Source organism: Streptococcus pyogenes (assembly GCF_002055535.1).
GTDB classification, from domain to species: Bacteria; Bacillota; Bacilli; order Lactobacillales; family Streptococcaceae; genus Streptococcus; species Streptococcus pyogenes.
In genome coordinates this window covers 1,120,816-1,133,286 of sequence record NZ_LN831034.1, presented here as the reverse complement: position 1 = coordinate 1,133,286, position 12,471 = coordinate 1,120,816, and the positions used below count along the sequence as shown (strand labels likewise).

Annotated in this window: 12 protein-coding genes; 10 read left to right on the top strand and 2 right to left on the bottom strand. The window is 38.0% G+C overall.

Annotation, left to right across the window (positions count from 1 at the left end; translation table 11 throughout):
- The 4 genes from B6D67_RS06075 (at position 1) to B6D67_RS10265 (ending at position 2,488) form a co-directional block, all read left to right on the top strand.
- A complete protein-coding gene (locus tag B6D67_RS06075; RefSeq protein WP_002992853.1) occupies positions 1-336 on the top strand; it encodes a PTS lactose/cellobiose transporter subunit IIA in 336 nt (111 codons plus the stop codon).
- On the top strand, positions 333-782 hold the full coding sequence (locus tag B6D67_RS06070) for a DUF3284 domain-containing protein (RefSeq protein ID WP_002992851.1): 450 nt from the start codon (positions 333-335) through the stop codon (positions 780-782). Before B6D67_RS06075 ends, B6D67_RS06070 begins: the two co-directional genes overlap by 4 nt.
- A gap of 177 nt (positions 783-959) precedes the next feature.
- Positions 960-2,339, top strand: a complete 1,380-nt coding sequence (locus B6D67_RS06065) for a PTS sugar transporter subunit IIC (protein WP_011285591.1) — start codon at positions 960-962, stop codon at positions 2,337-2,339.
- Positions 2,336-2,488 (top strand): hypothetical protein, encoded by a 153-nt coding sequence (locus tag B6D67_RS10265; protein ID WP_003062002.1) that lies wholly within the window; start codon positions 2,336-2,338, stop codon positions 2,486-2,488. The genes B6D67_RS06065 and B6D67_RS10265 overlap by 4 nt, the downstream gene beginning before the upstream one ends.
- Positions 2,489-2,635: 147 nt before the next feature.
- Here the strand turns inward: B6D67_RS10265 and B6D67_RS06060 are convergent, their stop codons facing one another.
- Positions 2,636-3,376, bottom strand: a complete 741-nt coding sequence (locus tag B6D67_RS06060) for an amino acid ABC transporter ATP-binding protein (protein ID WP_002984187.1) — start codon at positions 3,374-3,376, stop codon at positions 2,636-2,638.
- On the bottom strand, positions 3,376-5,550 hold the full coding sequence (locus B6D67_RS06055) for an ABC transporter substrate-binding protein/permease (protein WP_011285590.1): 2,175 nt from the start codon (positions 5,548-5,550) through the stop codon (positions 3,376-3,378). Before B6D67_RS06055 ends, B6D67_RS06060 begins: the two co-directional genes overlap by 1 nt.
- Before the next feature lie 192 nt (positions 5,551-5,742).
- Between B6D67_RS06055 and uvrB the strand changes: the two genes are divergently transcribed.
- The 6 genes from uvrB to dltD all read left to right on the top strand — a co-directional run bounded on the left by uvrB (position 5,743) and on the right by dltD (position 12,444).
- Positions 5,743-7,734, top strand: a complete 1,992-nt coding sequence (uvrB, locus tag B6D67_RS06050; RefSeq protein ID WP_002984194.1) for an excinuclease ABC subunit UvrB — start codon at positions 5,743-5,745, stop codon at positions 7,732-7,734.
- Between the two features lie 263 nt (positions 7,735-7,997).
- Entirely contained in the window at positions 7,998-8,141 is a 144-nt protein-coding gene (locus B6D67_RS06045; protein WP_002984200.1) for a teichoic acid D-Ala incorporation-associated protein DltX, read from the top strand.
- An 11-nt stretch (positions 8,142-8,152) separates the two neighbouring features.
- Positions 8,153-9,691, top strand: a complete 1,539-nt coding sequence (gene dltA / locus B6D67_RS06040; RefSeq protein WP_002989572.1) for a D-alanine--poly(phosphoribitol) ligase subunit DltA — start codon at positions 8,153-8,155, stop codon at positions 9,689-9,691.
- On the top strand, positions 9,688-10,944 hold the full coding sequence (gene dltB, locus B6D67_RS06035; protein WP_010922392.1) for a D-alanyl-lipoteichoic acid biosynthesis protein DltB: 1,257 nt from the start codon (positions 9,688-9,690) through the stop codon (positions 10,942-10,944). The genes dltA and dltB overlap by 4 nt, the downstream gene beginning before the upstream one ends.
- Positions 10,945-10,961: 17 nt before the next feature.
- Positions 10,962-11,201 (top strand): D-alanine--poly(phosphoribitol) ligase subunit DltC, encoded by a 240-nt coding sequence (gene dltC, locus B6D67_RS06030; RefSeq protein WP_002984216.1) that lies wholly within the window; start codon positions 10,962-10,964, stop codon positions 11,199-11,201.
- Entirely contained in the window at positions 11,194-12,444 is a 1,251-nt protein-coding gene (dltD, locus tag B6D67_RS06025) for a D-alanyl-lipoteichoic acid biosynthesis protein DltD (protein ID WP_002984219.1), read from the top strand. Before dltC ends, dltD begins: the two co-directional genes overlap by 8 nt.
- Positions 12,445-12,471 lie beyond the last annotated feature (27 nt).

Genomic DNA, 12,471 nt, shown 5'->3' with positions numbered 1-12,471 from the left:
ATGACGGAACCATCCAACTTAGAAGCTATTATGGGCTTAATCATGTATGGAGGCGAAGCCAAGGGCAAGGCCGTAGAGGCTATTCATGCAGCACGAGATGGGCAGTTTGAGGAGGCTCAGCACTTACTTCAAGAAGCGACAAACTCGTTAAATATTGCCCATAAATCGCAGACACATTTGCTGTCCCAAGAAGCAGCTGGTGATGCGGTTGAATTGTCTTTATTGATGGTGCATGGGCAAGATCACATGATGACTGCCTTAGCCTTTATTGATTTAGCCAAGGAATTGGTTACCGTTTACGACAAAATGTCAGCAATACAAAGAGGTGAGTCATGATTATTTCAGCAGAAGGAGATGTTTCCATTCATCATTGTTTTGAAGCCATGCTGATATCGCTCCAAGAAGATTATCGACAAAATACCTTGAGACAGTTGTCAAGAGATGATATCAAAGCGGGGATAAACTATGTTAAACATTATGGTAAATACAAAGAACGTACAGTGAGGGTGCTTATTACGGCCCTAGAAGCTCCGCAATTATATACTGCTTGTTTTAGTTCCAATCATGGGATAAAGGAATTGGCTTATCAATTAGAGGCTCTGGGGGAGAATCGGACTAGAATTACCTATTCTTATGACTATCATCCTCTAGATATTTTTCAAAAAGCAAATCAATTTATTGTTGGCAAACTGTTCAAAAAAAGCCTAGAACGCCAATCTCAAGCTCAGTTAGCAGCCCTTATCCAATATGCTAAACAGTTGCAGCAACCATCGTCTTTGTGAAGATTATTCACAGACCTTGAATGAGAGAGAAGGGTTCATTTGGATAAGAGCCGATTACCGGTTATCTCTAAGCATCACGTTTAACAAGGATGATTTTGAGATAATTGTGTTAGGCAGACACCGCTGCTTTTAAGGTTACCTTTGTTACATTAAAAAAATAAAAAGAGGAGAAGATTTATGTCGCATTTTTCTGATAAGTTTATGGAGATTTCAGGAAAAATTGGGTCACAACGGCATTTAGTAGCTATTCGTGATTCCTTTATTTCAATGATGCCTATTACCATGGCAGGTTCAGTTGCTGTCTTATTGAACGTTTTTTTACGCGATATTCCAAACAATATGGGATGGACAGGATTTGCAAAAGCTATGCAACCTGTTATCGACATCAATGGCTATGTTTATTTTGGGACAATTGGTATCATGGCGCTCTTTTTTGCCTTTGCTTTCGGTTACAATTTAGCTGTTATGCATAAGATTAATCCATTGGCAGGAGGATTGATTTCTTTTGGCTCATTTATTGCCACCCTACCTCAGACTTTAACCATTTCGACACCACTTGAAAATGCCTCTGCTAACCTAATTAGCAATTTGAAAGAAATGGGGCTTTCAGTCGTTACTGCGGGTGGAGCTTCAAGTATTGAAACTAGTCAATGGGGAGCAATAGCTCTAAAGTATGTCGGTGCCACAGGCTTGTTCACAGCTTTAATTATTGGCTTTTTATCAAGTTTTGTGTATGCGGCTTTGACCAAACGTAATATTACCATTACCTTACCAGATAATGTACCACCTGCGGTTAATAAAGCCTTTGCTGCCATTATTCCAGGAACAGTTGCGATTTACGCTTCGGCAATTTTCGCCTACCTCATTTTCGCATTAACAGGTTCTTCCCTAAGTGATGTCATTTCAACCTATATCCAATTACCATTGCTAGGCTTATCACAGGGTATTGGTTCAGTTATCTTGTTAACCTTCTTAGTTCAACTGCTCTGGTTCTTCGGCTTGCATGGTCATAATGTCTTAGCCCCAGTGATGGATGGTATTTATATGGTAGCTTTAACAGAAAATACAGCTGCTTACAATACAGCGCATAGCGCTGCTAATTTACCATACCTTTGGACACGCGGGTCCTTTGATGCTTATGCTCAAATGGGTGGTTCAGGAGTAACCTTGGCATTGATTATTGCTATCTTCATATTCTCAAAACGAGAAGAGCATAAAACCATTGCCAAATTGTCCGCACCAATGGGTGTTTTCAATATCAACGAACCAATTACATTTGGGATGCCAATTGTTTTGAATCCAACCTTTGTGATTCCATGGCTAATTGTGCCACCAATTTGTGCTAGCATAGCTTATTTTGCTACTGCAATAGGTTTGATTCCACCGGTATTCTTATCAGTACCTTGGATTACCCCTGTTGGACTTTATGCTTACCTAGCTACTGGAGGTAATATTATGGCAGGTTTGGTTTCACTGTTTAACCTCTTTGTTGCCTTCCTTATCTGGGCACCATTTGTCATTTTGGCCAATAAAGAAAAAGCGAGTGACCTTGCATGACAGAAAAAAATGGAGCAACTTTTTTAATGGCTGTTGGCTTTTTTCTCATTGCCATTAGTCCGATGGTTGGTAACAAATACTTACACATAGTGACGGGACTAGCTCTTACGGGATTAGGTTATTACCTCACTAAACATAAACGCCCATAAAAAAGCATAGGGGACACTCTTATGAAGGAGAGAGTCATAAGAGTATCCCTATTTTGCTGGTTTGAATAATAACAGTAACCAAAAAAGGCAAGGAAACCTGTTTCCTTGCCTTATTATTTTTTGGAAGTTAGTATGGTGTCTGCTCTATTAGACGTTTAAGACCTTGTCTAAAAATTCAATGAGACGAGGGTGCTTAGGATGATCAAAAATCTCTTCAGGAGTACCATCCTCCAAGAATTGACCACCGTCTGTAAAGATAACACGGTTAGCTACTTGGCGAGCAAATCCCATTTCGTGAGTAACAATTAACATGGTCATGCCTTGTTCTGCCAAGTCTTTCATAACGTTCAAAACGTCCCCAACCATTTCGGGGTCAAGAGCAGAAGTTGGTTCATCAAAGAGCATAATATCTGGGTTCATTGCTAAACTTCTGGCGATGGCGACACGCTGTTTTTGCCCGCCGGATAAACTTCCTGGGAAGGCGTCGGCCTTATCAGAAAGTCCGACTTTTTCTAGAAGTGCCATGCCATGCTTTTTAGCAACTTCTTTAGACTCTTTACCTAATTCAACAGGAGCAAAGATAATATTCTCAAGAACAGTCATGTGAGGGAAAAGGTTGAAGTGTTGGAATACCATCCCGATATTTTCACGTGCCTTGTCAATATTAGTCTTAGGATCTGATAATTCAAAACCGTCCACCATGACCTTACCACTGGTAATCGTCTCTAGGAGGTTGAGGGTACGTAGAAAGGTTGATTTCCCAGAACCAGAAGGACCAATGATACAAACGACATCGCCTTCGTAGAATTTGGCATCAATTCCTTTTAAGACTTCATTTTGACCATAAGATTTGTGTAAATCTTGAACATCAATTTTTAATTCTGTCATTAGTTAAGCCTCTTTTCTAAACGTTTTGCAAGTCTTGTTAAGAGTGTAATCATGATAAGGTAAATAATTGCTAAAATAGCATACATACGGAACGACTGGTAATTTCTAGCAATAATGATTTTACCTGTTTGGAAGAGTTCCACTAAACCAATTGCTGAGACGATTGTTGTATCCTTCAATGAAATAACAAACTGATTGATAAAGTTAGGTAACATTAGTTTCACAGCTTGTGGGAGAATTACTTTTCTCATCGTGGTTCCGTAAGACAAACCAAGACTTCGACTAGCTTCCATTTGCCCTGCTGGAACAGCTTCGATACCACCGCGAACAATTTCAGCAATATAGGCTCCGCCATTAAGTGACAGTGCAATTGTAGCAGCTAAGAAATCATTAATCGGTGACTGGTGGCCGGTCATACTCTCGATAAGGTTTGGTACTCCCCAGAAAATGAAGGCAGCCACAATCATCAAAGGAATCCCTCGAACAACGTCCACAAAGACCGTTGAAATAAGTCGAAGTGATTTAGTTGGTGACACGGCCATCATCCCAAAGATGATCCCGATAATTATAGCAATAGCAAATGAAATAAGGGTTAAACTGAGCGTGGTTCCAAGTCCTGCCAATAGTTGTTTGTAGTTATTTGATAATAGGCCTGAAATAGTAGACTCATCAGCACCTTTTTCAGAAGGAGTTGCAGCTTTCTTAGAGTCAAGGTATTTATCTATAATGTCATCATACTGACCAGATTTTTTGAGAGCAGCTAAGCCATTGTTGAACATTTCGATTAATTCTGGATTAGTTCCTTTCTTGACAGCAAAACCAACTTCACCAGTAGAAATGCCCTCAAGAGGTGTTTCAAAGCGACGACCTTGAGAGATAGCGTATTTAAGAACCGCCTCATCATCCATGATAGCATCTACAGAACCTGAATTTAAGCTATCATACATGCTAGAACCATCATCAAATGCCTTGACATTATAACCATATTTAGGAGCGTTTTCTTTTAACCAAGAGTAAGATGAAGTGCCGTTTTTAGCACCGACTGTTTTTCTGTCTAAGTCTTCATAGTTCTTGATGTTTTTTCCAGCTTTAACAGCTAAAATGATATTAGAAGTATAATAAGGATCAGAAAAATCAAAGATAGCTTTACGAGCGTCAGTAATAGTTGCACCAGCAATGACCCCATCTGCTTGGCTAGATTGCACAGCATTTAAGGCAGCATCGAAACCTGGATTAGCGATTTCAATTTTGAAACCTTGTTGTTTAGCAATAGCTTTGATTAATTCTATGTCAATACCAACGTATTTGCCCTTACCATTTTGAAATTCAAAAGGTGCAAAAGACGAATCAGAGACAATTTTATAACTGTCCTTTGTAGGTGTAGCTTTGGCAGATGGATTTCCCGTTGCCTGACTGGTGGTAGCTTTATCATCTGTGCCTAACCACTTGGTCATGATAGCTTGGTAGGTACCATCAGCTTTCATAGCTTTAAGAGCTGTATTGAAATCATTAACTAGATAATCATATCCGCTTCCCTTTTTGACAGCAAACCCAAAGCTTCCAATGGGCTCTCCTTTCATGTTAATAGCAATATCTTGGTTTTGGCTGATTGCGTATTGGATAACCGCCTCATCATCCATAACAGCGGCAATAGAACCAGCAGATAAACTATTATACATAAGATCACCTGTGTCAAATGTTTTAACAGTATAATCATACTTTTTTTTATAGTTATTCAAAAAGGCTTGAGCCGCTGTTCCATTTTTAACACCGACCGTTTTTCCTTTTAAGTCACTGTATTTTTTGATGGCATTGGCTTTACGTGTCGCAATGACAATTTTGGTATCGTAATATGGCTCTGAGAAATGAAAGACTTTCTTACGAGCATTCGTAATGGTTGTACCGGCCATTAGAGCACTCGCTTGACCAGATTGAACAGCATTTACAGCTGCATCAAAACCCGGGAAACTCATACTGAAATCCCAAGATTGACGTTTGGCTACTTCATTAATAATATCAACGTCAATTCCTTTGTAAATTTGATCTGAGTCTTTAAATTCAAATGGGGCATAAGCTGTATCTGAAACAATAGCAATAGTTTCAGCACTTGCAATATTGCATGTCAAAAAAATAGACATTATCGCAAGCAGCAATACTTTTATTTTGTGCGTCATACTAATCTCCTTATAAAACTAAAAAATATGGTTAATTATAACAAAATATTGAACATTAAGCAAGAAATTTGTTATTTATATGTCATAAAACATAACATGTAAATGACATGTTTTTTACGCTTATTGGAGGTGATTCTGGCTTATCTATGTTAAAATAGTCTATAAGAGAGTAAGACTATTAGAGGGTATAAAATGATTGATAAACGTGATGATAAACCATTTAAACTAAAATCAAAGTATAAACCGTCTGGTGATCAGCCACAAGCTATTGAAAGCCTAGTTGATAATATCGAGGGCGGAGAAAAAGCTCAGATTCTCCTAGGTGCTACAGGAACGGGAAAAACATACACCATGAGCCAAGTAATTAGTAAAGTAAATAAACCTACCTTAGTGATAGCTCACAATAAAACCTTAGCAGGACAATTATATGGTGAATTTAAAGAATTTTTTCCAGACAATGCTGTGGAATATTTTGTTTCCTATTATGATTACTACCAACCTGAAGCATATGTCCCATCAAGCGACACCTATATCGAAAAAGATAGTTCAGTCAATGATGAAATCGATAAACTTCGCCATTCAGCCACCTCTTCTTTACTTGAGCGTAACGATGTCATAGTGGTAGCTTCTGTATCTTGTATTTATGGACTAGGTTCGCCAAAAGAGTACGCAGATTCAGCAGTCAGCCTACGTCCAGGTCAGGAGATATCACGTGACACTTTGCTAAATCAATTAGTAGATATTCAATTTGAGCGTAATGATATTGATTTTCAACGCGGCTGTTTTCGTGTACGTGGCGATGTTGTTGAGGTCTTTCCAGCATCCAGGGATGAACATGCTTTTCGGGTGGAATTTTTCGGGGATGAGATTGACCGTATATGTGAAATCGAAAGTTTAACTGGGAAAACTATTGGAGAAGTTGACCATTTGGTTTTATTTCCAGCTACTCACTTTGTAACAAATGATGAGCATATGGAGCAATCAATAGCCAAAATTCAAGCAGAGTTAGCAGAGCAGTTACAGTTATTTGAATCTGAAGGTAAACTACTAGAAGCACAGCGATTACGCCAAAGAACGGAATATGATATTGAAATGTTACGTGAAATGGGCTATACTAGCGGAGTCGAAAACTATTCCCGTCATATGGATGGCAGGTCACCAGGAGAACCTCCTTATACCTTGTTAGATTTCTTCCCAGAAGATTTTTTAATTATGATTGATGAAAGTCACATGACAATGGGACAAATCAAAGGCATGTATAATGGTGACCAAGCCAGAAAACAAATGCTAGTTGACTATGGTTTTCGATTGCCATCAGCTCTTGATAATCGTCCCTTAAGACGCGAGGAATTTGAAAGTCATGTGCACCAAATTGTCTATGTTTCAGCAACGCCTGGTGAATACGAAATGTCACAGACTAATACAATTATTGAGCAAATTATTCGTCCGACTGGGCTACTTGATCCTGAAATTGATGTAAGGTCAAGTATGGGGCAAATGGATGATTTGTTGGGAGAAATTAACCAGCGCGTAGCGCGCGATGAACGGACGTTCATCACAACCTTAACTAAAAAAATGGCAGAAGATTTGACTGATTATCTAAAAGAGATGGGTGTCAAGGTCAAGTATATGCACAGTGATATTAAAACCTTAGAGCGAACAGAAATTATTCGTGATTTACGACTTGGTGTTTTTGATGTCTTGATTGGAATCAATCTGCTCCGTGAAGGGATTGATGTGCCAGAAGTTAGTCTTGTAGCCATTTTGGATGCTGATAAAGAGGGTTTCCTCCGTAATGAACGCGGCTTGATTCAGACCATCGGTAGAGCAGCTCGAAACGTAGATGGTCATGTCATTATGTATGCGGACAAGATGACAGATTCTATGCAGCGAGCTATTGACGAAACGGCTCGTCGTCGTGAGATTCAAATAGCATATAACAAAGCGCACGGCATCGTTCCACAAACTATAAAAAAAGACATCAGAGGCCTTATTAGTATAAGTAAAACAAGCCACAATGATATATCAAAAGAAGAGATGGATTATGAAAGTATGTCAAGAGGAGAACGAAAAGAAGCGATCAATGCTCTGCAAAAACAAATGCAAGAGGCAGCTGAATTACTTGATTTCGAATTGGCAGCTCAAATGCGAGACTTGATTTTAGAACTTAAATTAATGGACTAGGTTTTGAATAAAGCTTATATTATACTTATTAACATATATAAGTTAAAGTCAAATAATTCTTTTTATTAGGACAATTTTAAGTTAACTTTTTAAAGTAAAGATTAACTTAGTAAGTTTAGTAAAAAGGCATAAAATTTAACTGTCTAAATAGTTAAGCTTTAAAAAAATTTTCTTTTTAATAATATGACTTTTAGCTTGTCAAGTTAGGTTTTTTCGAGTAGAATTTTTTAGGACATTATTTCACTAATACAAGAAGGTAAAGTATGATAAAAAACAAATCAAGAATGAGAGGAATTGCTGTTTTTATTGGCAAGACAATTTTATTTTATCTGATTTTAATGTTGCTGGTCTATTTCTTTGGTTATCTAGGACATGGTCAAAGTAACTTTATTTATAATGAATTTTAGGAGATTGACTGATGATTAAGGATATGATTGACAGTATTGAGCAGTTTGCTCAGACACAGGCTGATTTTCCAGTTTATGATTGTTTAGGGGAACGCCGCACTTACGGACAACTCAAAAGAGATTCTGATAGCATTGCTGCATTTATAGATAGCTTAGCTTTACTGGCAAAATCTCCAGTTTTGGTTTTTGGGGCGCAAACTTATGATATGTTAGCTACTTTTGTAGCTTTAACCAAATCTGGTCATGCCTATATCCCAGTAGATGTGCATTCAGCACCAGAACGTATTTTAGCGATTATTGAGATTGCAAAGCCCAGTTTAATCATTGCTATTGAGGAATTCCCTCTTACTATTGAAGGGATTTCCCTTGTCTCACTATCAGAGATTGAGTCAGCAAAATTAGCAGAAATGCCCTATGAGCGAACACATTCTGTTAAAGGAGATGATAATTATTACATTATTTTCACCTCTGGAACAACGGGCCAACCAAAAGGGGTGCAAATTTCACATGACAATCTTTTGAGCTTTACCAACTGGATGATCGAAGATGCAGCATTTGATGTACCTAAACAGCCACAAATGCTGGCGCAGCCACCCTATTCCTTTGACCTTTCTGTCATGTACTGGGCACCTACCTTGGCTTTAGGTGGAACCTTATTTGCACTTCCAAAAGAATTGGTGGCAGACTTTAAACAGTTATTTACAACGATTGCGCAACTTCCAGTTGGCATTTGGACATCGACTCCTTCATTTGCTGATATGGCCATGCTTAGCGATGATTTTTGCCAGGCTAAGATGCCAGCTTTAACGCATTTTTATTTTGATGGCGAAGAATTAACCGTTTCTACGGCTCGAAAACTCTTTGAACGTTTCCCGAGTGCCAAGATTATCAATGCCTATGGACCAACAGAAGCGACTGTAGCCTTATCCGCTATTGAAATTACCAGAGAAATGGTGGATAATTATACCCGCTTGCCGATTGGCTACCCCAAACCAGATTCTCCGACCTATATTATTGATGAAGATGGTAAGGAGTTATCTTCAGGGGAGCAGGGTGAAATTATTGTTACAGGGCCTGCTGTGTCAAAAGGTTACCTCAACAATCCTGAGAAAACCGCAGAAGCTTTCTTTACTTTTAAAGGACAGCCTGCTTATCATACAGGGGACATTGGCTCACTGACAGAAGATAATATTTTGTTGTATGGTGGGCGTTTGGATTTTCAGATTAAATATGCTGGTTATCGTATTGAACTAGAAGATGTTTCCCAACAGTTGAATCAATCACCAATGGTAGCATCGGCTGTGGCTGTTCCAAGGTACAATAAAGAACATAAGGTTCAAAATCTCTTGGCCTATATCGTTGTCAAAGATGGGGTTAAAGAGCGTTTTGATAGGGAATTGGAGTTAACCAAAGCTATCAAAGCCTCTGTTAAGGATCATATGATGAGTTATATGATGCCTTCTAAGTTTCTTTATCGAGATAGTCTACCATTAACTCCAAATGGTAAGATAGATATTAAAACTTTGATTAATGAGGTCAATAACCGATGATGATGTTTTTTAGCCACATTCCCTACATGGAACCTTACGGTAACCCCATTTACTTTGTCTATCTTATTTTGGCTTTCTTACCAGTCATCATTGGGATTTTTAAACAAAAGCGCTTAAGCACTTATGAAACCTTGGTGAGTTTGGTATTTATTCTCTTTATGTTTGGAGGAGATCATTATCAACAATTAGTTGCTTTTCTCTTTTATCTTTTGTGGCAAATCATCAGTGTTTTTGCTTACCAGAAATACCGTGAGAATGCTAATAGTGCAGGAGTGTTTTACTTAGCTATTGCGATGGCCTTATTCCCCCTTATCTGGGTCAAAGTTGCTCCCCTAACAGGTCCTTCTTCTCAAACACTCTTTAGTTTTCTAGGGATTTCATATTTGACCTTTAAAAGTATTGGAATGATTATTGAGATGCGTGACGGGACTCTCCAAGAGGTTCGTTTACCGGATTTTATTCGCTTCATGATTTTCTTCCCCACCTTCTCAAGTGGCCCCATTGATCGCTTCAGACATTTTCAGGAAGATTATCATAAACTTCCTGAACGTGATGATTATTTTGCAATGCTCAATAAGGCAGTCATGTATCTCATGTTAGGTTTTCTATACAAGCATATCATTTCCTATTGTTTGGGTGGCATCTTACTTCCTCTCCTTGAAAATAAGGCTTTGATGGTTGGTGGCTACTTTAATAAGGAAACTATTCTGGTTATGTACGTATATGGCTTGAATCTCTTTTTTGACTTTGCTGGTTATTCGATGTTTGCGATTGGTATTTCCTACCTATTGGGTATTCGAACACCAGAAAACTTTAACATGCCTTTCTTATCTGCAAGTTTGAAAGATTTTTGGAATAGATGGCACATGAGTTTGTCCTTCTGGTTTAGAGATTATGTGTTTATGCGATTGGTTCATCTATTGATTAAGCATAAAACCTTTAAAAACCGAAATGTCACTTCAGGTGTTGCCTATCTGGTTAATATGCTAGTCATGGGATTTTGGCATGGCTTAACCTGGTATTATATCGCTTATGGGCTTTTCCATGGTATAGGACTTATTATTAATGATGCTTGGATTCGTAAGAAAAAAGAAATCAACCGTCACCGTAAGAAAAAAGGCTTATCACCCCTCTTTCAAAGCAGGGCATTCCATGTCTTATGTATCGTGGTAACTTTCCACGTTGTCATGTTTTCACTTCTGTTATTCTCTGGTTTTTTAAATGACCTTTGGTTTAACAGACCACTACATTAATAAAAGGAAGTATAAAAATGTCTATTGAAGAAACTGTAATTGAATTGTTTGACCGTTTGTTTATGGAAGATGTTTCAGAGATGATGGACGAAGACTTGTTTGATGCAGGTGTGTTGGATAGTCTTGGGACAGTCGAATTGATTGTTGAGTTAGAGTCAACGTTCAATATTAAAGTACCTATTTCAGAATTTGGTCGTGATGATTGGAACACAGTAACTAAGATTGTTCAAGGTGTAGAGGAATTGCAACATGCTTAAGAGACTCTGGTTAATTCTAGGTCCTCTTCTTATTGCCTTTGTTTTAGTAGTGATTACTATTTTTAGTTTTCCTACACAACTTGATCATTCCATAGCTCAGGAAAAAGCAAATGCCGTTGCGATCACAGATAGTTCTTTTAAAAATGGTTTGATTAAAAGACAAGCTTTATCAGATGAGACTTGTCGTTTTGTGCCTTTTTTTGGTTCTAGCGAATGGAGTCGAATGGATAGTATGCACCCTTCGGTGCTTGCAGAGCGCTACAAGCGGAGCTATAGACCATTTTTAATTGGTAAGAGAGGATCAGCATCTTTGTCGCATTATTATGGTATGCAACAAATTACCAATGAAATGCAAAAGAAAAAAGCCATCTTTGTAGTATCTCCTCAATGGTTTACTGCTCAAGGGATTAATCCTAGTGCGGTTCAGATGTACTTGTCTAACACTCAAGTGATTGAATTTTTACTAAAAGCTAGAACTGATAAAGAATCACAGTTTGCAGCAAAGCGTTTGCTTGAGCTTAACCCTGGTGTGTCTAAATCAAACTTATTGAAAAAAGTAAGTAAGGGTAAGTCTCTTAGTCGGTTAGACAGAGCTATTTTGAAATGTCAACATCAAGTAGCATTGAGAGAAGAGTCCCTTTTTAGTTTTTTAGGCAAATCTACTAACTATGAAAAAAGAATTTTGCCTCGCGTTAAGGGATTACCTAAAGTATTTTCGTATAAACAATTGAATGCATTAGCAACTAAGAGAGGCCAATTAGCAACAACCAACAACCGTTTTGGGATTAAAAATACATTTTATCGTAAACGAATAGCACCTAAATACAATCTTTATAAGAATTTCCAAGTTAATTATAGTTACCTGGCGTCACCAGAATACAATGATTTTCAGCTTTTATTATCAGAATTTGCTAAACGAAAAACAGATGTACTCTTTGTTATAACTCCTGTTAATAAAGCTTGGGCGGATTATACCGGCTTAAATCAAGATAAGTATCAAGCGGCAGTTCGTAAAATAAAATTCCAGTTAAAGTCACAAGGATTTCATCGCATTGCTGACTTCTCAAAAGATGGTGGTGAGTCCTACTTTATGCAAGATACCATCCATCTCGGTTGGAATGGCTGGTTAGCTTTTGATAAGAAAGTGCAACCATTTCTAGAAACGAAGCAGCCAGTGCCCAACTATAAAATGAACCCTTATTTTTATAGTAAAATTTGGGCAAATAGGAAAGACTTGCAATAGTAAAATAATATTAGAAAACGAGGATAA